We start from the raw sequence: 20,984 nt of genomic DNA on the forward strand, positions 1-20,984 counted from the left end.
ACTGTCGGGCATTGTCTCCTATCGATCAGAATGATTTTGGTTGGGTTTTCCGGGACAGGAAAATGATCGCGATTCCGGTGAGCTGACAGCCCGGTTCGGCGATCCGAAAGGCATGCCTTCATGATCGGCTATTTTATCCTCCTCCACCGCTTTCCCGAACAGTTCAAACGGATGTTCCACGCCATCTATGCGCCGGGAAACAGCTATGTAATCCATGTCGACAAAGGGTCGGGGCCCGAGTTTGCCGCCAACATCGCGGCCTTTCTGAAACCCTTTCAGGGGGTGGCGATCATCGAATCGAAGAAGGCGCTGTGGGGCGGATACAGCCTCGTCGATGCCGAGCTGCGCGGAATGGCCAAGCTGCTGAAAATGAACCGCAGCTGGACCCACTATATCAACCTGAGCGGACAGGATTTCCCGCTGAAGTCGCAGGCCTATATCCGTGACTTCCTGCGCGCCAATCCGCGCCGCCAATATATTCGCGCGCTCGACCAGCGCGAGATGCGGCCCGACACGATGAACCGTGTCAGCCATGTGTTTGTCGAAGCACTGGGGCGGATGTTCCGCACCCGTGTGCCGCGTCCGTTCCTGAAAGGCGCGACGCCGTTTATCGGCACGCAATGGAAAACGGTGACGCGCAGCTTTTGCCAGTTCGCGGTCCATCACCCCGGCGCCGAGCGCTTCAAGACATTCTATCGCCGCAGCTTCATCCCCGACGAAGCCTTTTTCCAGACGCTGATGATGAACAGCCGCGCGCAGGGCGAAGTGATGAACGACGATCTGCGTGCGATCGACTGGGTGCCCGATGGCGACATCAAGCTGCGTCCGCGTACCTTTGTGGCGGCCGACGCGCTGCGCCTGACGCTGAGCGGTGACCTGTTCGCGCGCAAATTCGATGCGGAGGAGGATGCGGTGATCTTCGACCTGCTCGAGGCGCATCTGAAGACGCCGGCGGGCAATGTCTATGTCGGCGAGGCGCCCGAAACGCCGCAGGATCGGGCATTGGAAGCGGCCTGATCCTGCGCGGCGGGTGCGTTAGTTCGCGCCCGCCGCCGCTCGCCCGCGGACAAGGATGATCGCGAGCGCGATCCATACGAGGAGCGGCTGGCCGATAACCGCCGGGGCATCGGCCCAGAAGGTCGCGGGGCCGCAAATCCCCGCGGCGACTTCATAGATATGGAGCAGGCCGTGGAGAGTCAGCCACAGGCCGCCGACGATGGCTGCGCGCCAGCGGCGGACCGGGTTCGCGGCCGCGTAGAACAGGACCAGCCCCGACCCGAGATAGGCGAGGCCGATATCGCGGATGAAATGCGCGTTCGGCGGCCCTGTTGTGACGACGGTGGGGACGAAGACATACCAGTCGAGCGGCTTGACGAGCATGAAGGCGCCGTTAGCGATCGTGGTGGCCGCGGCGATCAGTGGCAGGAGCTGAACGAGACGGTCGAGGGCATCGGGCTTTGCGGTCATGTCTGGCCTCCTCCTTCAGAATGAAGCGAGGCTAGTTCCTGCTGACACGGATGTAAAAAGCTTTACGCCGCCTTGCCGTGCAGCGTGTCCATGCTCACTGAACTGCCCGCGTCGATCTCGGCAGCCTTGGCTTCGACCAGCTTCACGATGTGCGCGATCATGTCGGCGTCCTCGACATGGTGGTCGGTGACCCCCGACAGGAACACCATATGCTTGCCATTGCCGCCGCCGGTGATGCCGATGTCGGTTTCGCGCGCTTCGCCGGGGCCGTTGACGACGCAGCCGAGGACCGAGAGCGACATCGGGGTCTTGATGTGGCCGAGCGCTTCTTCGAGCGCCTGGACGGTGCGGATGACGTCGAAACCCTGGCGCGCGCAGCTGGGGCACGAGACGACGCGGACACCGCGGGTGCGCAGGCCCAGCGATTTGAGGATCTCGTACCCGACGCGCACTTCCTCTTCGGGTTCGGCCGAGAGAGAGACTCGAATCGTGTCGCCGATCCCGGCCCACAGCAGGTTGCCGATGCCGAGCGCCGACTTGACGGTGCCGCCGATCAGTCCGCCCGCTTCGGTGATGCCGAGATGGAGCGGGCAGTCGACCGCGTCGGCGAGCTGCGCATAGGCGGCGACCGCGAGGAACACGTCGCTGGCTTTCACCGCGACCTTATAGTCGTGGAAATCATGGTCCTGGAGCAGTTTGATATGGTCGAGCGCGCTTTCGACGAGTGCCTCGGGGCAGGGCTCGCCATATTTTTCGAGCAGATCCTTCTCGAGGCTGCCGGCGTTGACGCCGATGCGGATCGCACAGCCGTTCGCTTTTGCGGCGCGGACGACTTCGCCGACGCGCTCCGACGATCCGATATTGCCGGGGTTGATGCGCAGGCATGCGGCGCCGGCGTCGGCGGCTTCGAGCGCGCGCTTATAGTGGAAATGGATGTCGGCGATGATCGGGATGCGCGCGGCGCGGACGATCTTTCCCAATGCCGCGGTCGATTCGGTGTCGGGGCACGAGACGCGGATCAGGTCGGCGCCCGCTTCCTCGCAGCGGCGGATCTGGTCGATCGTCGCCACCGCATCCGATGTCAGCGTGTTGGTCATCGTCTGCACGCTGATCGGCGCGCCGCCGCCGACCGGGACCGCGCCGACCATGATCTGGCGCGACGCGCGCCGCGCAATATCGCGCCAGGGGCGCAGGCCGGGATTGTGATCGCTCATAGGTGCGGGCTCGATACGAAGGGAGATGTGCGCTGCTCTTTAGCCTTCCGCGGCCGACTTGGCAAAGCCCGGCATGTGCAAGGTCGATTGTTGCTGGAAAGACACAGTTTGATACGGATTCGTAACTTTTGAGCAATTTTTGTTTGTGCATCGCAACAAAATCGGCAACTTCTTAAGCGTTCGTGATCACACGCCCGCATCAGAGAGGCGTGGATACGTACGGCAGGCCGGGACGATCCGTTTTTTATGTAGGGGGATCACCCATGAAGTTTCTTACCAAAGCGTGTTTCGGCATGCTTCTCACTGCGTCCGCCATGTCGACGCCCGCCTTCGCCCAAGAAGAAGCCAGCGGCCCGTTCTCGCTTTCGGGCGGTATTGCAGTGACCTCCGACTATCGTTTCCGCGGCATTTCGCTGTCGAATGAAAAGGTCGCCGTCCAGCCGACGCTGACGGTCAGCCACGAAAGCGGCCTCTATGCCGGCGTATGGGGCTCGACCCTTCCCGACAGCCCCGCCTACGGCAAGTTCGAGCTCGACCTGTATGGCGGTTTTGCAACCGAAATCGCTTCGGGCACCAAGGTCGACGTCGGTGTCACCTATTATACCTATCCGGGTAGCGAGGATGGCGGCGCGCCGACCGATTATTTCGAGGGCATCGGCAAGCTGTCGCACGACATCGGCCCGGTTAGCGCAACCGCGATGGTCGCCTATGCGCCCAAGCAGAATTCGCTCGGCGACGACGACAACATCTATCTGAACCTCGGCCTTGCCGCCGGCATCCCCAACTCGCCGGTCACGCTGACCGCCGGTATCGGTTATAATGACGGATCGCTCGGCCTTGTATCGCCCGACGGCAAATATATCGACTGGTCGCTCGGCGCGTCTTTTGCCGCGGGTCCGGCGACTTTCTCGGTGCAATATATCGATACCGACGTCAAAAAGTCGGGCGTCAAGGCCATCGATACGCTTTACGATCCAACCGTGGTCTTTACGCTGGGCGTCTCTTTCTGACAGCCTAGCGGGTCAGCGACCACGCGCTAAGGGGGCGGCTTCGGGGGAGGCCGCCCCCTTTTTCGTGCGCAAAGGCGCTTTGTCGCATCGCGCTTGACCGTGTCGACGAACCGTGCAAATCCGTCGACCAGTTGAAGCAGCGGAGTTTATCCCCCATGACTCAAAGCGTTTCCGTTCCTCCCGCCCCGCCCCCCAATCCTCCAGCGCGAAGCGAGCGAAGCCCCGGCGTGAAGCTGGTCATCGCGGTGCTGATCGCGGTCGCGTTGATGGTCCCTCTCCTCATGATTTACGGTCTGCTCTGGGACCGCCAGCAGCAGGCGCAGACCGCGCAGGCCTCGATCGGGCAGGGCTGGGGCGGGCAGCAGACGATCGCCGGGCCGGCGATCGTCATCCCCTATCGCGCGACCGAAACGACGACGGTCACCGAAAATGGCAAGGATGTGACGCGAACGGTCAACACGATCCGCAACCTCTATCTCTCGCCGCAAACGAACGCGGCCGATGTCGTCATCAAGCCCGAGAAGCGGAAGAAGGCGATCTACGAGACCGTCGTTTATGAAAGCCAGATCGCGGGACATGCCGAGTTTGTGCTGCCCGCCGACATCGCGCGCTTCGGCGTCGCACGCGAAGCGCTGATGCTCGAACGTGCCGAAGTCCGCCTTGGCGTCAGCGATGCCCGCGGGCTCGTCGACGGCAACAGCGTCGCGGTCAACGGCACCCCGCTTGCGTTGCAGCCCGGCAAGGGGCTGCTCTCGACGGGCAATTCGGGCACCTTTGCCTTTGTCGACTGGACCGCGGCGACGCCGCTGAAGGTCGACTACAGGATCGGCGTGCGCGGGCTGGGCGACTTCAAGCTGATCCCGCGCGGCGTCGACACGCGCTGGACGGTGAAGTCGACTTGGCCGAATCCGAGCTTCGGCGGCGATTTCCTGCCCGCGAAGCGCGAGGTGAAGGGCAGCGGCTTTACCGCGACCTATGCGATCCCGAATCTCGCGCTGGGGCAGGCACAGGTGTTGACGGGCGACCTGTCGCCGCCGGTCACGACCAACTATGGCCGGCGCGACTCCTATGACGTGCCGGCGGAGGTCACTTCGAACGACGGCAGCGCGGCCGAGACATCGGGCGGCACCGCGAAAGCAGTGGCGATCAGCCTGGTCGAACCCGTCGATCTCTACAGCCAGGTCGACCGCAGCATCAAATATGGCTTCCTGTTCATCGGCTTCACCTTCGTCGCCTTCCTGATGTTCGACATCATTGCGGGCGCACGGGTGGCACCGGCCGAATATCTGCTGACCGGGGTCGCGCTGGTGCTGTTCTTCGTGCTGCTACTGGCGTTCGCCGAAGTGATCGGCTTCACCTTCGCCTATATGCTGGCGTCGGCGGCGATCATCGGGCTGCTCGCTTTTTATAGCGCGGCGGTGCTCAAGAGCTGGAAGCGCGCGCGCTTCCTCGCGGCGCTGCTGATCGGGCTTTATGCGCTGCTCTATGTGCTGCTGAACCTCGAAGCCTATTCGCTGCTCATCGGGTCGGTGCTGATGTTCTTTGCCCTCGCCGGGGTGATGTACATGACGCGGAGCATCGACTGGAGCGGGATTGGCAAGAAGGATGAGGCTTTGCCAGCGGCCTGAGTGTGCCCCGGCGAAAGCCGGGGTCCATTCGACGTCGCGTTACCGATCTGGGCCCCGGCTTTCGCCGGGGTTCATTTTGGCTCAGCGCCAGCGCAGATTGTGGGGGCCGAGATCCGATAGGGTCTTGGCCCCCATCAATTTCATGCCGCGCTCCATCTCGGCGCGGAGCAGGGCGATCGCACGCGCGACGCCGTCCTCGCCCGCCGCGGCGAGCGCATAGAGATAGAGCCGGCCGCCCGAGCAGGCCTTCGCCCCGACCGACAGCGCCTTCAATACATGGGTGCCGCGCGTGATGCCGCCGTCGCAGATCACCTCGATCCGGTCGCCGACCGCGTCGACGATGTCGGCGAGCGCGTCGAAGGGCGAGATGCTGCCGTCGAGCTGGCGCCCGCCGTGGTTGGAGACCATGATTGCGGTCGCGCCGATGTCCACCGCGCGCCTGGCATCCTCGACCGCGGCAATGCCCTTCAGGCAAAAGGGGCCATCCCATTGCTTGCGGATCGCCTCGGCGCGTTTCCAGTCGAGGCTCTGGTCGAGCATCGAGGTGAAATATTCGGCGACCGATTTCGGCACACTCGATCCTTCGGACACGTGGGTCGCGAGGTTGGGCAGGCTGAACTTTTCGCGCAGCACATAGTTGAGGCCCCAGCCGGGCTTGGCGGCGTAGCTCAGCATGTTGCGCGCGGTGAAGCGCGGCGGCGAGGTGAAGCCCGAGCGCAGGCAGCGTTCGCGGTTGCCGCCGACGATCGTATCGACGGTGAGTGCGACGGCGTCGAATTTCGCTGCGCGGGCAGCCTCCAGCATCGCCTGGTTCAGCCCTTCGTCCTCATGGACATAGAGCTGGAACAGCTTGGGCCCGTCGGTGAGCGCGCCGGCTTCGGCCAGACCGATCGTCGCGAGGCTCGATATGCCCGCCACCGTTCCGGCGTTCGCCGCGGCGCGGAGGACGGCGCGTTCGCCCTGCCAGTGAAACAGCCGCTGGAGCGCGGTCGGCGAGAGGAAGAGCGGCATCGCCATCTCACGCCCGAACAACGTCGTCCGCATGTCGACGCTTTTGACCCCGGCGAGCACGCGCGGGATGAGGTCGCATTGATCGAACGCGGCGCGGTTGCGGCGGCGGGTGACCTCGTCGTCGGCGGCGCCGTCGATATAGTCGAACACCGGCCAGGGCAGGCGCCGCTTCGCCAGCGCGCGGAAATCGTCGATATTGTGGCAGTTGGTGAGTTTCATGCTCTAAATTTCCGTTCGCATCGAGCGAAGTCGAGATGCCGTGAAGGCAGGCGCCGACGATGGGTGTCTCGACTTCGCTCGACACGAACGGGATAGCGGGGTCCGGTTATCCATTAGAACACAGTCCGCGCCGCAGCCGTCCCCTTGGCCCCGAAGCTGAAGCGCGGTTCGACTGCGAGGTTCGGGTCGAGAATGTGCGCGGCGATGCGTTTGCCGACCGCGGGCCCATTCTTGAACCCGTGCCCCGATCCACCACCGACCAGCCAGACATGCTCCTGCCCAGGGAAACGGTCGATCAGATAGTCGCCGTTGGAGCTATTCTCATATTGGCAGACGCGGCCGCCGATCAGCGGGGCGGAGGCGAGGCCGGGGAAGCGGCGGGTCAGATAGGCGCGGGCTTCGGCGATTCCCGCGGGGCCGAGTTGCCGCTCCATCGTATCGGGGTCGACCACCGGGCCGTGGGCGTCGATTGCGATCTTGAATCCTGCGCCTTCGAGATCGGGGATGCCGTAGACGATACGGCCGTTGTTGAAGTCGGCCCAGACCGGAAGCTCGGGCGGAGCGAAGCGCGTATCGCCCTGCGGCGCACCGAAATGATAAACCTCTTGCCGCGTCGCGACGATCTTGCCGCCGAGTTGCTGGGGAAAGAGTTCGGCGATCCACGGACCCGCCGCATAGACCAGATGATCGGCGGTGCCGCCGTCGGGAAGCGTGTGGCGCTTGATCCGCTTCGAAAACAGCGGCGCGGGCATCACGACGCGTTCGACCTCGATCTGCGCGTCGGCGATCAGTTCCTGCACGCCGCGGCCCGCGATCAGCGCCCCGGTTTCGGTTTCAAGAACGCCGGTCTCGCCCTGATAGAATTGCATCTGGCGATATTTGTCCTGCAGCCAGCGGACGTCGCCATGCTCGTGCCCGACGCGGTTCGCCTGGAGCCAGGCGAGCGATTGCGCGGTGTAGGCGTCGCCCTGCGGCGCGAACCAGAGCACGCCGGTGTTGTGGAAGATCGGCGCGCTCGCGCTGTCGGACAGGTCCTTCCAATATTTGAGCGAGTCGCGCGCCATCTCCGAATAGATGGTGTCGGCGCCGTACCCCATGCGGATGACGCGGCTTTCGCCCCCCGACGAGGCGCGCGCATGGCCGGCGCCATAGGCGTCGAACAGGCGAACCGACTTGCCGGCGCGTAGCAGATGCCATGCGGTCCACGCGCCGAACACCCCCGCGCCGATGATCGCGACATCGACATGCTGCACCTTGGGCTTGGCGGGTTTGCGTTTCTTAGAGCGGCGTTCCTTGCGCTCGGCAGCGGTTGCTGCTGCCGCCACCGGCAACGCGGCGAGCCCCGTCAGAAGCGCGCGCCGCGTTGACACGTTCTTGGGCGGAACGTCAGCGGCCAACGGTCGCGCCCGCGCTTTTCTTGTAATAGCGATACCCGCCGATCCAGGTTTCGAGCGGGGTCATGCGGCGGATCTCGTCGGGGCTGGCGAGCATCGGGTCGGCATCGACGATCAGGAAGTCGGCGCGCATCCCGGGCATCAGGGTGCCGATCCGGTCCTCTGCAAAGCCCGCAAAAGCCGCCGTGCGCGTGAAGCCGTCGAGCGCGGTTTCGCGGGTCACGATCTCCTCGGGGCGCCAGCCGCCGAAGGGTTCGCCCTTTTCGTCGGTGCGCGAGATGGCCACGGCGAGGCCGGGGAAGGGGTTCGCGCTTTCGACCGGTGTGTCGGACCCGAAGGCAAGGCGGACGCCGGCTTTTTCGAGGCTGCGCCACGCATAGGCGCCCTTGAGGCGGTCGGGGCCGAGCCGCGCTTCGGCCATGAGGCGGTCGCTTGTCTGGTGGACGGGCTGCATCGAGGCGATGACCTTGAGCGTTGCGAAGCGCGGAATGTCGACGGGGTCGATGATCTGCGCATGCTCGATGCGCCAGCGGCGTTCGCCGGGCAGGTCGGCGGTGAGGTCGGTGATCGCGTCGAGCGCCTCGGCATTGGCGGCGTCGCCGATCGCGTGGATCGCGACCTGGAACTTGTCCATCGAGGCGCGCACCATCTTGTTACGAAGCTGCGCGGGCGTGAGGAGCGGCAGGCCCTTTTGCCCCGGCGCGTCGCTGTATGGCGCTTTCAGCCATGCGCCGCGCGAACCCAATGCGCCGTCGAGATAGAGCTTCACCCCCACCATGCGGAGGCGGTCGTCATAGAGCCAGGGTGTCGGTTCGGACCCGGCGATGATCGCCATATTGTCGATGTCGCCGCCATAGCTGAGGATACGCACGGCGAGCTGTTTCTTGTCACCGGCGCGGCGATACGCCTGCCAGTCGGCGATGCTCGTGCCCATGTCGGCGATCGCGGTGATGCCCTGTTCGAGCAATTTCTGCTGCGCGAGGTACAGCGCGCGGTCGAGGTCGCGCGCGAGCGGCTTGGGCTTTGCGCTGTCGATCAGGCTGGTCGCCGCATCGACCAGAATTCCGCTCGGCTTGCCGCCTTCCATTTCGATGCGGCCACCCTCGGGCGACTTGCTCGCCGCAGTGATCTTCGCCGCTGCCATCGCCGCGCTGTTCGCCCAGCCGGCGTGGCCGTCGACGCGTTCGAGCCAGACGGGGCGATTCGGCACCACGGCATCGAGGTCGGCGGCGGTGGGATAGCGCCCGAGGCCCCATTTTTCCTGATTCCAGCCCCGGCCGATGATCCACGGCATTTCGGGGTTGTCGGCGGCATATTTGCGGATTGCCGTCTGCGCCTCGGCAAGGCTGTTGGTCTCGCTGAGGTCGAGCAGCATCAGCTGAAAGCCCAGTCCCATGACATGGCCATGCGCGTCGATCAGCCCGGGGATGAGGGTGCGGCCCTTGCCGTCTTCCTTGAAATCGGGGCGTTCGGGGCGCTTGTCCTTGCGGTCGAGCAGCTGCTTGACCTTGCCCTGCGTGTCGATGACGAGCCCGGTGAAGCGGACGAGCTTGCCGTCCTTGTCGAGCGTGATGCCATTGACATTGTCGACCAGCGTGTCGGCGTGCGCGGGGGCGGCGAGGGTGAGCGCGAGGGCGCCGAGGATCAGGCGCTTCACTTCGGCAGCCTCGTCACGAGCGAGCTGGTGTCCCTTCGCCCGCCACCGGCTTTTTGCACATCGGCGTAGAATTGGTCGACGAGGCTGGCGACCGGCAGCGTTGCGCCGTTCACCCGCGCCTCGTCGAGCGCGAGGCCCAGATCCTTGCGCATCCAGTCGACGGCGAAACCGAAGTCGAATTCGTCCTTTGACATCGTGCCCCAGCGGTTGAGCATCTGCCAGCTTGCCGCCGCGCCGCCCGACACGGCTTCGAACACCTTGTCGGTGTCGAGCTTCGATGCCTGTGCAAAACGCAGCGCTTCGGACAGGCCCTCGATCACCCCGGCGATCGCAATCTGGTTGACCATCTTCGTCGTCTGTCCCGCACCGGGGCCGCCGATATGGACCATGCGCGCGGCATAGGCCTGCATCACCGGTTCGGCGGCATCGAAGGCGGCCTTGGTGCCGCCGCACATGATCGAGAGGGTGCCATTTTGTGCGCCGGCTTCGCCGCCCGAGACGGGGGCGTCGAGGCAAAGGATGCCGAGCCCCTCGGCCTCGACCGACAGCTGGCGCGCGATGCGGGCGGAGACGGTGGTGTGGTCGACGAACAGCGCGCCCTTGCGCATCGCCGTGAACGCGCCGTCGCGGCCGAGCGTTACCTGTGCCAGATCGTCGTCATTGCCGACGCAGGTCAGGACGACATCGGCGTCGCGCGCGGCCTCCGCCGGAGTCGCCGCCGCGGTGCCGCCATGCTGCGCGACCCACGCGTCGGCCTTGGCGCGCGTGCGGTTGTAAACGGTGAGGTCGTGGCCTGCCTTGACGAGATGACCTGCCATCGGTCCGCCCATGACGCCGGTGCCGATGAAGCTGATACGCAATTTTTGTTCGCTCATAGGTGGTCCATAGCATTGTTTGCTTCGCGCGCCAGATGGGGTACGGCGCCTGTCGTTATGACAGAGCAACTCACCCTGACCGCCACCGCCGATTTTCCGGCGATCACATTGGACGATGTGCGCGCGGCGGCAGAGCGAATTAACGGCGCGGTCGTACGGACACCGACCCTGCATTCGCAAACCTTGTCCGAACTGGTCGGCGCCGAAGTGTGGCTGAAGTTCGAAAATCTGCAGTTTACCGCGGCATATAAGGAGCGCGGGGCGCTCAATGCACTGCTACTGCTCAGCGACGAAGCCAAGGCGCGCGGCGTGATTGCGGCGTCGGCGGGCAATCATGCGCAGGGGCTGGCCTATCATGGCAAGCGGCTTGGCGTGCCCGTCACCATCGTGATGCCGCAGACGACGCCGCAGGTGAAGGTGTCGCAGACCGCCAGCCATGGCGCCGAAATCGTGCTGTTCGGCGAGAAGTTCGACGACGCCTCGGCGCATGCGCGGGTGCTGGAAAAAGAACGCGGGCTGACCTTTGTCCATCCGTTCGACCATCCGCATATCGCGGCGGGGCAGGGAACGGTCGCGCTCGAAATGCTCGAGGATGTGCCCGATCTCGACACGTTGATCGTGCCGATCGGCGGCGGCGGCCTGCTCACCGGCATGGGCACCGCGGCGCGCGGGATCAAGAACGACATGCGCCTCATCGGGGTGCAGGCCGAGCTCTATCCGTCGATGTATGCCCAGCTCAACGGAGTCGACATGGCGTGCGAGGGCGACACGCTGGCCGAGGGGATCGCGGTAAAAGAGCCCGGCGAATATACACGCAAGATCGTCGCCGAGCTGAACGACGACATCGTGCTTGTCGCCGAACGGCATCTGGAGCGTGCGGTCAGCCTGCTGCTTCAGATCGAAAAGACGGTGGTCGAGGGCGCCGGTGCCGCGGGGCTCGCGGCGATGCTCGCGCATCCCGAGGAGTTCAAGGGACGCAAGGTCGGGCTGGTGCTGACCGGCGGCAACATCGACACGCGCTTGCTCGCGAACGTGCTGCTGCGCGATCTCGCACGGTCGGGCCGCATCGCGCGGCTGCGTATCCGGTTGCAGGACCGTCCCGGCGCGCTGTTCAAGGTGATGAAGCTGTTCGACGAGAAGCAGGTCAACATCATCGAAATCTATCACCAGCGTATCTTCACGACGCTGCCCGCCAAGGGATTGATCACCGACATCGAGTGCGAAGCGCGCGACCGCGAGCATCTCGATAGCCTCGTCAGCGCGCTCCGCGATGCGGGTTATATGGTGACCACCGTCGAGCTCGCATGAAGGCGTTCGCCCTCGATCTCGTCGCGACGCCCGAGAGCATCGACGAACTGGGCCATGTCAACAACGCCGTCTGGGTCCAGTGGATCCAGCAGGTCGCGACGGGTCATTGGGAGGCCGCAGCGCCGCAGAGCCATAAGGACGCCTATATCTGGGTCGTGGTGCGCCACGAGATCGATTATCTGCGCGCGCTGGGCCCCGGCGAACGCGTGACCGCGCGGACGTGGGTCGCCGACAAGCCGCAGGGTGCGAAGTTCGACCGCTTCATGGAATTCACCGGTGCCGACGGCAAGGTGCATGTCCGCGCCCGCACGGTGTGGGCGTTGCTCGACAAGGCGAGCGGGCGACCGTCGCGGGTGACGGCCGAGGTCGTCGCACCCTTCCTCGGCGATGCAGCATGAGCGGCGCGGGACAGTGGCGGCCGATGCGCGTGGACGACCTGCCTGTGGTCGTCGGCATTTCCGACGCCGTGCATGGCGATTTTACCGAGCCGCTGGCAACGTTCGCCGATCGCCTCGCGCATTATCCGGCGGGCTGCGCGATCTTCGAGCGCGATGGCGCGCCTTTGGGTTATCTGATCAGCCATCCCTGGCCGCGCGATGCGGCGCCGCCGAAGCTCGGGGCGTTGCTGGGCGCGATGCCGTCGGCAGACAGCTATTATCTTCACGACATCGCGCTGCTGCCCGCGGCGCGCGGAAGCGGGGCCGGGGCGAGCGCGACTGCCTTCGCCCTGCGGCAGGCTAAAATCGAAGGCTGCCGCGACATCCGGCTGGTCGCGATCCAGGGCGCCGACAGCTATTGGCACGCGCAAGGCTTTGACTATGTCGGCGCCGCCATCGAAGGTCCCTATGGACCGGGGTCGCATCTGATGCAGCGCGGAATCGACGCGGCATGACCGCCTCGTTGCTGATCCGGCCGGCGCGCCAGGACGATGCCGCCGCGATATGGGCGATCGTCGGGCCGACGATCCGCGCGGGTGAAACCTATACGCTGGATCGCGACATGTCCGAGGACGATGCGCTGGGCTATTGGTTCGGCGCGGACAAGGAGACATTCGTTGCCGAGGCCGACGGCGTCGTCCTCGGTACCTATTTTCTGCGCGCCAATCAGGCGGGCGGCGGCGGCCATGTTTGCAACGCCGGCTATATGACCGGCGCGGCGGCGGTCGGCCGCGGCGTCGCAAGGGCGATGTGCCTGCACTCGCTCGACCACGCCAAGGCGCGCGGGTTTCGCGCGATGCAGTTCAATTTCGTCGTCAGCAGCAATGTGCGCGCGGTCGGGCTGTGGCAGTCGCTGGGGTTCGAGATCGTCGGCCGCCTGCCGGGGGCGTTCGATCATCCGGCCGAGGGTTTCGTCGACGCACTGGTGATGTTCCGCGCGCTCTGACGTCGATCTACTCCCGGAATCGCTCGCGCAGCGGCTTTTTCGCGAGGGCATCGAGGGTCGACCGGATCGCCCCATGGACATCGCCGACTTCGTCGAACAGGTCGCGATAAACCTCGGTAATTCGTGCGCTATAGGCCTCGATCCGGTCCTGCTGCTTGCGTCCTTCGGGGGTCAGCCGGAAAATCTTGCGCCGCGCGTCGGCGGGGTCGGCGTGCTGCGTGATGACGCCGAGGCGAAGCAGCGCCGGGCATTTCTGGACCACCAGCTGATGCGACTGGCCGAGCGCACGCGCGAGCTCGGCCGCCGTGGCTTCGCCCGCCGCGTCCAGTGCGGTGAGCAAGGAGCAGGAGCGGACGGGGATGGTGATGCCGGCGTCGTCGAACAGCGGACGCGTCTGTTCCTCGATCCGCTGGCTCAATGCTTCGCTGAGGCGGCCGAGGAACGAGATGTCATTCAAGACATTTGGGAGATCAGTCGAGGCGGGCATAAATCTGGGTCGTTCCATCGCGGTCGATGCGTTCGAGCCCGGCGATCTTGCCGCCTTTGCGCACGACGCGGAAGCGGAAATCGCGCACGCCTTCGATGGCCAGCAGATCGCCGGCGAGCGGCTGTAGCGTCAGGCGGAAACGTTCGCGCCAGGTGTAAAGCAATTTGCCGTCGACAAGGTCGATGCGCCGCCCTTCGTAGCGGCCGGCGATCATCTTGAGCGCGGCGGCAGATAGCTGCGCGCGCGCGGCGAGCTCGGGCGCGAGCCAGTCGGCGTCGGTGCGTTTCGCCGGATCGGCCTTGACGAGGTCGGCCAGCGCGAGGCGATGCGCGACGGCGAGCGCATCGGCGGAGGCGACTTCATGGTCGGGCGTAACACCCTGTCCCTCGAAATCGCCGCGATCGACGGGGTCGCGGATCTGGCCGATCGGCACCTGCAGGAAAAAATCACGGCCGACGGGCTTGCGGTCGACGGGATGCGCGCCGCCCGCGGTGCGTTCGCCGACCAGCGTGGCCCGGCCCAGCTTCTTGAGCGTGTAGGCGAACCATTCGGCGGCGGAAAAGCTGGTCGAGCCCGTGAGAACATAGACCGGTTTTCCGGTCAGCCGTTTCGCGGGCAGCGCGGGGAGGACCCACTGGCCGCGTTCGACGCGGCGGCCGTCGAGATTATAATAATAGTCGAACAGCTCCTGATCCTTGTCGCCGCGGAAGAGCTGGCTCGCGAGCAGCTGCGCCATCTCGAGATGGCCGCCATTGTTGTAACGCATGTCATAGATCACCGCGTCGCCATTCTCGATAAAGCGCATCGCCGCGGCGGCGGCGTCATAGCCGAGTTCGGGGTCGGCGAAATGCGTCAGGTCGACATAGGCGATATTGCCGTCGAGGTAGCGGAGCCCGGCAAAGCCGAAATTCCGGCGCGCTTCGTCCTTGCGCTCTTCGTCGCGCAGCGCCGCGGCGCGTACGGGGTCCTGCCGTGCGGCATAGTCGGCGACCCACGCCGGATCGACCCCGACGGCGAAATGCAGATCGTTGCTCGCGGCAATCAGATCGTCGGTCAGTTCGCGCGCGAGGGCGGCGCGGTCGTGCGCTTTGTCATAATCGCCGACGTCGAGGTTGTGGCGCAAGGTCGCGGCGATGGTCTTGGCCTTGTCGGGGTAGACATAATTCGCCTCCAGCGTCTGGCCGAGCTGCTCGACTACGGCGCGCCGGTCGGCGGCGGAGAGCGGGGCTTCGTCCGCGGCGGCAACGGTCGCCAGCCAGGCCGTGGTGGCGGCCAGAAAGACGGCCCAGCGCTTGTTGTTCATTCGGTTTCCTGCCTGCCTTGCGATTCGTACAATATATTGCGCAATATATTGTATTAATCGGTAGTGCAAGAGGGCTGGATCGATCGAGGGGGCGGGAAGCGCCGGAACCATCGCCGGGCGATCCGGGTTTTCGAGAGCAGCAGGCGGGCGCAAGACGGGAGTGAAGCGGATGGAAACGCAGTTGCTGCATCGCGGCCGGTTGATCGACCATATCCAGCTGGTGGTCACCGACCTGAAGGCGAGCCGCACTTTTTATGGCGCTCTGTTCGATGTGCTGGGCGTGCCGATTGGCGGCGAGGCCGAGGATTATTTTTGGGTCGACGAGCTGTTCGTGTCGACCGCCGACAGCGCGGCGGCGGAGGGCAAGCTGACCGGGCGGCATCATCTGGCTTTTCAGGCGGCGGACCGCGCCGCGGTCGACGCCTTTTACAAGGCGGGCCTCGCGACGGGCGGTCGCGACAATGGCGCGCCGGGCGAGCGGCCCTATCATCCGGGCTATTACGCCGCCTTCCTGCTCGACCCCGACGGCAATAATATCGAGGCGGTCCATCATGGCGCGCATGCGCGGAGCGTACCGTCGGTCGAGATCCGCTTTTAGCCGGTCCCGCCCGCCACCGTTTCGTCCAAGCGCTTTTGCGTTTCCCGGTCGACGAGGCGGCGCAGTTCGCCGAGCAGCGGGTGTCTGGCGGTATGCTTCGCACCATAGCCGAGGTTGAACCGGTAATCGAAGCTGGCGGCATTTTTTCCGATCAGATGCTGGAGCATGGTTTCCAGCTTGTCGAAGCCCTTTGCCAGCACCGCTTCGAATGAGGCGGCCGAGCTATATTCGTCCCATAGTGCGACCAGCTCCTCGCGCAGATCGGCGGGCAGGGGGGCGCAGAGCGTGATGAGGTCGGCGCGTTCCTGGCTGGCGCGTCCGTCGCCGTCGATCTGCTCTGTCGCGGGCACGTCGCCCGAAATCGCTTCGCCAAGGTCGTGGACGATACAGAGTTTGAGCAGCTTCAACCGGTCGAAGTCGCCGAGCTCGAGGTCGAACAATATCGCCATCAGGCAGAGCCGCCAGCTATGCTCGGCGGTGCTTTCGGCGCGCCCCTGCGACGTGATGCCGCTGCGCAGCGTATCCTTCAGCTGTTCGGCCGCCTGAACGAAGGCAAGTATGCCTTCGAGCCGGGCGGGTTCGATTTGAATGGTCTGTTCCATCGGGCGGTCCTTGGCGATGACATCGGATGGGTGCGGCCATAGGAACGCGTGGCGCACGCGGACACGCAAAAATTATGCGTGCCGGTCGATCGTCGTCGTCAGCCGGCCGATGCGCCCGCCGGACAGCGGAATGGTCTCCCAGCGCATCTGCCCGGGGCACACCGGGATTTCCGCGCTGCCATTGCTGCCGGTGTCGAAATCCAGCGTCTGAAACGGACGCTCGAACCAACCCGCCGCGTCCAGCCCCTCTTCGGCGGTGATGATTTCGCGGCTGGCGAAACGCCACAGCGACGTACCGATATAGGCCCCGGCGCCAGCGTTCCACGATTCGGCGCGGGTTGGCGATGCCGCCAGCAGCCGGTGGGTGGCATCGCAAATCAGATGCACCGCCTGCGACGAGGTCTCGACCAGTTTTTTCAGCGCCGCATCGGCATCATTGCCGGTATGCGCCGCGATGAGGGCGGCAATTTTTTCGCGGTGCGGCGCGTCGGGTTCGTGCGTGCCGCTTTCCCATCGCGACACGCTGCCCTGCGAAACGGCGAGCAGTTCGGCGAAATGGCCCTGCTTGATGCCGTTGAGGCGGCGAAAGCGGCGCAGCGCCCGCCCGACAGGCAGATTTTGGATCATGGCGGGATATTAGCGCGCCGGGATAGGGGGGCAATATCCTTCGTCAGTGCCGGCAGGGCTCACGCATAACCCACCCAGCCGCGCCAGGTGAAGGCGGCATAGAATTGTTCGACGCCGGTGAAGCCTGCGGCCCGCAGAACCTCGACATCGGCTTCGGGGCTGAGCATCGCGACATGGGTGGCGACGGCCTCGCGGCCCTTGGCGACCTGTTCGGGATCGCCGCCCGAGGCGATGGCGAAGGCGGCATAGCGGTCGAGCCAGCGGTCGCGCTCGCCGGCGCCCTGCGGGAAGCTGCCGTGCGCCGCGACGAAGGGCGCGCCGGGTTTCAGGCGGCGGCGGATCTCGGCGGCGGTGTGGATGCGTTCCTCGCGCTCGAGGAAGTGGAGCGTGAGGAGACAGGTTGCGCCGTCGAAAGGTCCGGCGGGTGCATCGTCGATATAGCCCTCGATCAACTCGGCACGGTGCGCATTGGCGCCAAGCACTTGCGCCGCGAGGTCGAGCATCGGACCGGCGGGATCGACGCCGGTGAAGCGCCAGCCCGTATGCGCCTCCGCCATCGCCTTCATCTCGCTGCCGCCGCCCGCGCCGAGGACGAGGATGTGCGCGTCGTCGGGCGCGCGCTCGGCGAGCAATAGCCCGGTCATGCGGTGGAGCCCGTCGAGCCCGGGGACGAAGCGCCGCGGTCCTTCGGTATAGTGCGCGACCGCCGCTGGATCCTTGAAGCTGTCGAGGAAATGTCGCGCGCCTTCAGCCATGCATATGCTCCTGTGTGTCGATGGATCGCGCGGCCATGCGCGCGTGGAAATCGGCGGCGAGTGCGGCGAGCGTCACTTCGCCGAAGCGCGCGAGGAGCAATGTCTCGGCGTCGCGGAAGCTTGTATCAAGCGCGGCGTTGACCGCCTGTTCGACAAGGCAGCCGGGCGCCTCGGTGCGGTTGCCCATCGCCATCAGGCTGGGCCGGCCGATCGCGTCATAGACGTCGCGCATGGTGATCCCGGCAAGGTCACGCGCGATCGTCCAGCCGCCGCCATGGCCCTTTTCGCTGTGGACGAAACCCGTATCGCGCAGCCCGCCAAGGATGCGGCGGATGACGACGGCATGCGTCTGCATTGCCTTGGCAAGCTGGTCCGAGGTCATCGGCGCATCTTGTTCGGCCATATGGAGCAGGACGTGGAGCACGCCCGAGAGTCGGCTGTCGCGTTTCATGTAACTTTAAATAGTGCGTGAAATGCGATCGTCAAGCAGGGACTTGATCGCCGCGCGCGGCGCTGTTAGGTCCGCCCACGATGACCAACGATCAATCCCTGCGATTCAAGGCGTATTGGCGCTCCTTTACCTAGGAGCGGCATGGCATCATCCTGTGACCATCGCCGCCGTGTTCGGACAAGGCGAATGGTCATCATCACACCACCAACCCCCGGTCACGGCGTGCGCTTTTTGAAGAAGACGCGACATGACCGATACTTTGCTTGCCCTGTCGACCGACCATTGCCGCATCACCCCGCTCTATGCCGATGATGCGCGCGCATTGTCCGCGATCACCGACGACACGGTGACCTCGCAGGTCCATTTCCTGCACGCGCCCTTCACCGAAGCCGATGCCCGCGCGCTGATCGCCGGATCGGGCGGTGGTGACGTGTTTCACGCGGTGCGCGACGAAAGCGGCCTCGATCTCAATGGTGTGATCGGGGTCCATCGCCGCGCGGGGCAGGAATATGAGATCGGTTACTGGTTCGCGGCGCGGGCGCGCGGGCGGGGTATCGCGACCGAGGCGGTGCGCGCAGTCGTCGGCGCGCTCACCGCATCGCGGCCGGGATGTTCGATCGTCGCCGAATGCCACCCCGATAACGAGCGGTCGCGTGCGCTGTTGCGGCGAATCGGGTTCGTGTCGACGGGGCGCGCGGGGCGGCGTCCGGGGCGGATGTTGATGAGCTGGCGTGCAGCGCCTGCCTATCGCATCGATGTGTGCTGATCGGCGGACCCGGAGCTTACCTCTTCGGTCAGCGCCTTGACGATCGCGGCCACCGAGGTGGGGGCATAGGCAAAGCCCATATGCCCGCAGTCGACTTCGACCTGCCGGTCGCTTTCGTGCGGCTGGCCGCGCGCGCTGGCGATCGCGACGACGCCGTCATGCTTCGACCAGAGCGCGAAGGTCGGCATTTCGGGGCGCGGTGCGGGGTGGAAGTCGATCGGTGGATTGTCGACCGGGTGGCGCGCGACGAGGTGATAGAGGCGCCAGGCGCGGTTGGCGCGGCGGCTGCCCGAAAAGGGCGAACCGAGGGTGACGACGCGCGCGACCCTGTCCGGATGATGCTTGGCATATTCGCGCGCATAGATGCCGCCGAGGCTCCAGCCGACGAGCGCCGGAGCATAGCCGGTGCGGTCGATGATCCACTGGACGCGGGTGTCGATGCGATCGATGATATCCGCGGTTGCGCCGCGGTTGAAGCCGAGGCCCCAGGCGTAGCAGCGGAAGCCCGACCGGCGGAGGTCGGCGCGCAGCGCCTTGGTGGCCCAGTCGCCCGACAGGAAGCCGGGAAGGACCATCACCGGCGGATGCGCGCTGTCCGGATTCGGCTCGGGCGGCATCGGGCGGATGCGCCCGCCGATCGCGCGCGCGAGCGACCCGATCTCGCGCCACAGCAACTTGAGCGGCGGCAGCGCGTCGGGGTCGGGAATGCGCGCCGGCCATTCGGCGCGCCGGGTGAGGAGACCGCGGATCATCGTGGGCCTAATCCCATAATCGTCATTCCCGCGAAAGCGGGAATCCAGTGAACCCTTGCTCCTCCCATGAGATGGGAAAGCTGGACCCCGGATCAAGTCCGGGGTGACGAAAAGTGAGGGTCAGCGCTTGGGGACGAGCTTCAGCAGCTTGCCATTCTCGCCGTCGGTGAGCAGCCAGACCGACCCGTCGTCGCGCACTTCGACCTCGCGGATGCGCTGGCCGAAATCCCAGCGGTCCGATTTGTGCAGCATGTCGCCGTCGACCGCCATGCGGATCAGCCCCTCGCCCGACAGCGCACCCATCAGCAGGCTGTTCTTCCAGCCCGGATACAGATCGCCGCCATACCAGACGAGCCCGCCGGGCGAGACCGACGGGTTCCACCACAATTTGGGCGCGGCGAATTCGGGGCGGGTCGGATGGTCGGGAATGTCCTTGCCGTCATAATGGTCGCCGTTCGACACGATCGGATAGCCGTAGTTCGACTTCGCCTCGACCAGGTTGACCTCGTCGCCGCCCTTCGGGCCCATTTCCTGATTCCAGAGCTTGCCGCTACCGTCGAAGGCGAGCCCGAGGATGTTGCGGTGGCCGAGCGACCAGATTTGCGCGGTGACGCCGCCTTCGCTGGCGAAGGGATTATCGGCGGGGACGCTGCCGTCGGGATTGAGACGCAAGATCTTGCCGAGATTGCCCGTCATATCCTGCGCCGGCGTGAACTTCTGGCGTTCGCCCGAGCCGATAAGGAGATATTTGCCGTCGGGCGAGAAGGCGAGGCGGTGCGAGAAATGGCCTTGTCCGGTGACCTTGGGATCCTGCTTCCAGATGATCTGGAGCCCCTCGAGCGCGGGGGCTGCGCCTTGTTTGAGCTTCGCCTTGCCGACGACCGCGCCATAGGTCTTGCCCGGACCCGCCTCGACCCAGCTGAGGTAAATCGTGCCGCTGGTCGCAAAATCGGGCGCGACGATGATGTCGCCAAAGCCGCCCTGACCGCCGTAGGCGACCGCAGGCACGCCCGCGACGTCGAGCGTCGGGCCGCTTTCCTGCCAGAGTTTGAGCTTGCCCGATTTCTCGGTGATCAGCGCCGCGCGTGTGCCGGGGACAAAGGTCATCGCCCAGGGCTCGTTGAAGCTGGCGATCTCCTTGACGGTGAAAGGTGCGTCGGCGAGCGGCACTGCGGGCTGTGCCCCCGAAGCGTCGAGCTTGGCAGTATCGGCGGGCGCGGCTTCGGTCGAGGCGGGGGCGGCCGAGCAGGCGGCGACGGTCAGCGCGGCGATCAGACCAAGGTGCGGCAGATTTTTCATCGGAACGGGCTCGCTTTGCTGGGGAAGGACGCGCCGTTCTGACGCGCCGCCCGCCGGATGTCGAGAGCCACCAACAGCCCGTTCGCCCTGAGCTTGTCGAAGGGCTGTTCATTTTGCGACGTCGAGAAGAAGAACGGTGCTTCGACAAGCTCAGCACGAACAGGATTTGGGGGGCAGC

General features: G+C 65.4%; 23 protein-coding genes. 9 read left to right on the forward strand and 14 right to left on the reverse strand.

Annotation, left to right across the window (positions count from 1 at the left end):
- Nucleotides 1-120: 120 nt before the first annotated feature.
- Nucleotides 121-1,017: a beta-1,6-N-acetylglucosaminyltransferase gene (locus tag AC07NV_RS13810; RefSeq protein WP_495166939.1), complete on the forward strand. Its 897-nt coding sequence runs from the start codon at nt 121-123 to the stop codon at nt 1,015-1,017.
- A gap of 18 nt (nt 1,018-1,035) precedes the next feature.
- Here the strand turns inward: AC07NV_RS13810 and AC07NV_RS13815 are convergent, their stop codons facing one another.
- A complete protein-coding gene (locus AC07NV_RS13815) occupies nt 1,036-1,467 on the reverse strand; it encodes a hypothetical protein (protein ID WP_495166940.1) in 432 nt (143 codons plus the stop codon).
- Nucleotides 1,468-1,529: 62 nt separating this feature from the next.
- Complete coding sequence (gene ispG, locus AC07NV_RS13820) at nt 1,530-2,681, reverse strand: flavodoxin-dependent (E)-4-hydroxy-3-methylbut-2-enyl-diphosphate synthase (RefSeq protein ID WP_495166941.1); 1,152 nt, start codon at nt 2,679-2,681, stop codon at nt 1,530-1,532.
- Between the two features lie 263 nt (nt 2,682-2,944).
- On the opposite strand from ispG, the gene AC07NV_RS13825 reads away from it, so the two are divergent.
- Together AC07NV_RS13825 and creD are read left to right on the forward strand one after the other, a co-directional pair.
- Nucleotides 2,945-3,691: a TorF family putative porin gene (locus AC07NV_RS13825; RefSeq protein WP_495166942.1), complete on the forward strand. Its 747-nt coding sequence runs from the start codon at nt 2,945-2,947 to the stop codon at nt 3,689-3,691.
- A gap of 227 nt (nt 3,692-3,918) precedes the next feature.
- A complete protein-coding gene (gene creD, locus AC07NV_RS13830; RefSeq protein ID WP_495166943.1) occupies nt 3,919-5,319 on the forward strand; it encodes a cell envelope integrity protein CreD in 1,401 nt (466 codons plus the stop codon).
- Nucleotides 5,320-5,400: 81 nt separating this feature from the next.
- On the opposite strand, the gene AC07NV_RS13835 is transcribed toward creD, so the two are convergent.
- From AC07NV_RS13835 to AC07NV_RS13850, 4 genes are all read right to left on the reverse strand, one after another.
- Nucleotides 5,401-6,549 (reverse strand): alpha-hydroxy acid oxidase, encoded by a 1,149-nt coding sequence (locus AC07NV_RS13835; RefSeq protein WP_495166944.1) that lies wholly within the window; start codon nt 6,547-6,549, stop codon nt 5,401-5,403.
- A 113-nt stretch (nt 6,550-6,662) separates the two neighbouring features.
- Entirely contained in the window at nt 6,663-7,946 is a 1,284-nt protein-coding gene (locus tag AC07NV_RS13840) for an FAD-dependent oxidoreductase (protein ID WP_495166945.1), read from the reverse strand.
- On the reverse strand, nt 7,936-9,600 hold the full coding sequence (locus tag AC07NV_RS13845; protein WP_495166946.1) for an amidohydrolase: 1,665 nt from the start codon (nt 9,598-9,600) through the stop codon (nt 7,936-7,938). The genes AC07NV_RS13840 and AC07NV_RS13845 overlap by 11 nt, the downstream gene beginning before the upstream one ends.
- Nucleotides 9,597-10,475 carry an NAD(P)-dependent oxidoreductase gene (locus AC07NV_RS13850; RefSeq protein WP_495166947.1) on the reverse strand — a complete coding sequence of 293 codons (879 nt, stop codon included), beginning with the start codon at nt 10,473-10,475 and terminating at the stop codon, nt 9,597-9,599. The genes AC07NV_RS13845 and AC07NV_RS13850 overlap by 4 nt, the downstream gene beginning before the upstream one ends.
- A gap of 57 nt (nt 10,476-10,532) precedes the next feature.
- Between AC07NV_RS13850 and AC07NV_RS13855 the strand changes: the two genes are divergently transcribed.
- From AC07NV_RS13855 to AC07NV_RS13870, 4 genes are read left to right on the forward strand one after another with little or no spacing between them, the layout of a single operon-like run.
- Nucleotides 10,533-11,783, forward strand: coding sequence for a threonine ammonia-lyase (locus tag AC07NV_RS13855; RefSeq protein WP_495166948.1), 1,251 nt, complete (start codon nt 10,533-10,535; stop codon nt 11,781-11,783).
- Nucleotides 11,780-12,181 (forward strand): acyl-CoA thioesterase, encoded by a 402-nt coding sequence (locus AC07NV_RS13860; RefSeq protein WP_495166949.1) that lies wholly within the window; start codon nt 11,780-11,782, stop codon nt 12,179-12,181. The genes AC07NV_RS13855 and AC07NV_RS13860 overlap by 4 nt, the downstream gene beginning before the upstream one ends.
- Nucleotides 12,178-12,675: a GNAT family N-acetyltransferase gene (locus tag AC07NV_RS13865; RefSeq protein WP_495166950.1), complete on the forward strand. Its 498-nt coding sequence runs from the start codon at nt 12,178-12,180 to the stop codon at nt 12,673-12,675. The genes AC07NV_RS13860 and AC07NV_RS13865 overlap by 4 nt, the downstream gene beginning before the upstream one ends.
- Complete coding sequence (locus AC07NV_RS13870) at nt 12,672-13,166, forward strand: GNAT family N-acetyltransferase (RefSeq protein WP_495166951.1); 495 nt, start codon at nt 12,672-12,674, stop codon at nt 13,164-13,166. Before AC07NV_RS13865 ends, AC07NV_RS13870 begins: the two co-directional genes overlap by 4 nt.
- Before the next feature lie 7 nt (nt 13,167-13,173).
- Here AC07NV_RS13870 and AC07NV_RS13875 read toward each other — a convergent pair whose 3' ends face one another.
- Both AC07NV_RS13875 and AC07NV_RS13880 read right to left on the reverse strand, forming a co-directional pair.
- Nucleotides 13,174-13,623 carry a MarR family winged helix-turn-helix transcriptional regulator gene (locus tag AC07NV_RS13875; RefSeq protein ID WP_495166952.1) on the reverse strand — a complete coding sequence of 150 codons (450 nt, stop codon included), beginning with the start codon at nt 13,621-13,623 and terminating at the stop codon, nt 13,174-13,176.
- A 13-nt stretch (nt 13,624-13,636) separates the two neighbouring features.
- Entirely contained in the window at nt 13,637-14,956 is a 1,320-nt protein-coding gene (locus AC07NV_RS13880) for a S41 family peptidase (RefSeq protein ID WP_495166953.1), read from the reverse strand.
- A 169-nt stretch (nt 14,957-15,125) separates the two neighbouring features.
- On the opposite strand from AC07NV_RS13880, the gene AC07NV_RS13885 reads away from it, so the two are divergent.
- The gene (locus AC07NV_RS13885; RefSeq protein WP_495166954.1) at nt 15,126-15,554 is read left to right on the forward strand and encodes a VOC family protein; all 429 of its coding nucleotides are present in this window, start codon (nt 15,126-15,128) and stop codon (nt 15,552-15,554) included.
- Here the strand turns inward: AC07NV_RS13885 and AC07NV_RS13890 are convergent.
- The 4 genes from AC07NV_RS13890 to AC07NV_RS13905 all read right to left on the reverse strand — a co-directional run bounded on the left by AC07NV_RS13890 (nt 15,551) and on the right by AC07NV_RS13905 (nt 17,989).
- On the reverse strand, nt 15,551-16,156 hold the full coding sequence (locus AC07NV_RS13890) for an HD domain-containing protein (RefSeq protein WP_495166955.1): 606 nt from the start codon (nt 16,154-16,156) through the stop codon (nt 15,551-15,553). The two genes, AC07NV_RS13885 and AC07NV_RS13890, sit on opposite strands and share 4 nt — an antisense overlap.
- 72 nt (nt 16,157-16,228) lie before the next feature.
- Entirely contained in the window at nt 16,229-16,783 is a 555-nt protein-coding gene (locus tag AC07NV_RS13895; RefSeq protein WP_495166956.1) for a helix-turn-helix domain-containing protein, read from the reverse strand.
- Between the two features lie 59 nt (nt 16,784-16,842).
- Nucleotides 16,843-17,538: a class I SAM-dependent methyltransferase gene (locus tag AC07NV_RS13900; protein ID WP_495166957.1), complete on the reverse strand. Its 696-nt coding sequence runs from the start codon at nt 17,536-17,538 to the stop codon at nt 16,843-16,845.
- Nucleotides 17,531-17,989 (reverse strand): RrF2 family transcriptional regulator, encoded by a 459-nt coding sequence (locus tag AC07NV_RS13905; protein WP_495166958.1) that lies wholly within the window; start codon nt 17,987-17,989, stop codon nt 17,531-17,533. The genes AC07NV_RS13900 and AC07NV_RS13905 overlap by 8 nt, the downstream gene beginning before the upstream one ends.
- Before the next feature lie 247 nt (nt 17,990-18,236).
- On the opposite strand from AC07NV_RS13905, the gene AC07NV_RS13910 reads away from it, so the two are divergent.
- Nucleotides 18,237-18,755, forward strand: a complete 519-nt coding sequence (locus AC07NV_RS13910) for a GNAT family N-acetyltransferase (protein WP_495166959.1) — start codon at nt 18,237-18,239, stop codon at nt 18,753-18,755.
- On the opposite strand, the gene AC07NV_RS13915 is transcribed toward AC07NV_RS13910, so the two are convergent.
- Both AC07NV_RS13915 and AC07NV_RS13920 read right to left on the reverse strand, forming a co-directional pair.
- The gene (locus tag AC07NV_RS13915) at nt 18,734-19,507 is read right to left on the reverse strand and encodes an esterase/lipase family protein (RefSeq protein ID WP_495166960.1); all 774 of its coding nucleotides are present in this window, start codon (nt 19,505-19,507) and stop codon (nt 18,734-18,736) included. The genes AC07NV_RS13910 and AC07NV_RS13915 overlap by 22 nt on opposite strands.
- A gap of 120 nt (nt 19,508-19,627) precedes the next feature.
- Complete coding sequence (locus AC07NV_RS13920; protein WP_495166961.1) at nt 19,628-20,806, reverse strand: PQQ-dependent sugar dehydrogenase; 1,179 nt, start codon at nt 20,804-20,806, stop codon at nt 19,628-19,630.
- Nucleotides 20,807-20,984 lie beyond the last annotated feature (178 nt).

It is taken from the genome of Sphingopyxis sp. GW821-FHT10B01 (genome assembly GCF_059415685.1).

What these genes read in the sequence shown, in the direction of transcription:
- AC07NV_RS13810 (WP_495166939.1), top strand. Translation starts at nt 121, where the DNA reads ATGATCGGCTATTTTATCCTCCTCCACCGCTTTCCCGAACAGTTCAAA.
- AC07NV_RS13815 (WP_495166940.1), bottom strand. Translation starts at nt 1,467, where the DNA reads ATGACCGCAAAGCCCGATGCCCTCGACCGTCTCGTTCAGCTCCTGCCA.
- ispG (WP_495166941.1), bottom strand. Translation starts at nt 2,681, where the DNA reads ATGAGCGATCACAATCCCGGCCTGCGCCCCTGGCGCGATATTGCGCGG.
- AC07NV_RS13825 (WP_495166942.1), top strand. Translation starts at nt 2,945, where the DNA reads ATGAAGTTTCTTACCAAAGCGTGTTTCGGCATGCTTCTCACTGCGTCC.
- AC07NV_RS13835 (WP_495166944.1), bottom strand. Translation starts at nt 6,549, where the DNA reads ATGAAACTCACCAACTGCCACAATATCGACGATTTCCGCGCGCTGGCG.
- AC07NV_RS13850 (WP_495166947.1), bottom strand. Translation starts at nt 10,475, where the DNA reads ATGAGCGAACAAAAATTGCGTATCAGCTTCATCGGCACCGGCGTCATG.
- AC07NV_RS13855 (WP_495166948.1), top strand. Translation starts at nt 10,533, where the DNA reads ATGACAGAGCAACTCACCCTGACCGCCACCGCCGATTTTCCGGCGATC.
- AC07NV_RS13860 (WP_495166949.1), top strand. Translation starts at nt 11,780, where the DNA reads ATGAAGGCGTTCGCCCTCGATCTCGTCGCGACGCCCGAGAGCATCGAC.
- AC07NV_RS13865 (WP_495166950.1), top strand. Translation starts at nt 12,178, where the DNA reads ATGAGCGGCGCGGGACAGTGGCGGCCGATGCGCGTGGACGACCTGCCT.
- AC07NV_RS13870 (WP_495166951.1), top strand. Translation starts at nt 12,672, where the DNA reads ATGACCGCCTCGTTGCTGATCCGGCCGGCGCGCCAGGACGATGCCGCC.
- AC07NV_RS13880 (WP_495166953.1), bottom strand. Translation starts at nt 14,956, where the DNA reads ATGAACAACAAGCGCTGGGCCGTCTTTCTGGCCGCCACCACGGCCTGG.
- AC07NV_RS13885 (WP_495166954.1), top strand. Translation starts at nt 15,126, where the DNA reads ATGGAAACGCAGTTGCTGCATCGCGGCCGGTTGATCGACCATATCCAG.
- AC07NV_RS13890 (WP_495166955.1), bottom strand. Translation starts at nt 16,156, where the DNA reads ATGGAACAGACCATTCAAATCGAACCCGCCCGGCTCGAAGGCATACTT.
- AC07NV_RS13895 (WP_495166956.1), bottom strand. Translation starts at nt 16,783, where the DNA reads ATGATCCAAAATCTGCCTGTCGGGCGGGCGCTGCGCCGCTTTCGCCGC.
- AC07NV_RS13900 (WP_495166957.1), bottom strand. Translation starts at nt 17,538, where the DNA reads ATGGCTGAAGGCGCGCGACATTTCCTCGACAGCTTCAAGGATCCAGCG.
- AC07NV_RS13905 (WP_495166958.1), bottom strand. Translation starts at nt 17,989, where the DNA reads ATGAAACGCGACAGCCGACTCTCGGGCGTGCTCCACGTCCTGCTCCAT.
- AC07NV_RS13910 (WP_495166959.1), top strand. Translation starts at nt 18,237, where the DNA reads ATGACCGATACTTTGCTTGCCCTGTCGACCGACCATTGCCGCATCACC.
- AC07NV_RS13915 (WP_495166960.1), bottom strand. Translation starts at nt 19,507, where the DNA reads ATGATCCGCGGTCTCCTCACCCGGCGCGCCGAATGGCCGGCGCGCATT.
- AC07NV_RS13920 (WP_495166961.1), bottom strand. Translation starts at nt 20,806, where the DNA reads ATGAAAAATCTGCCGCACCTTGGTCTGATCGCCGCGCTGACCGTCGCC.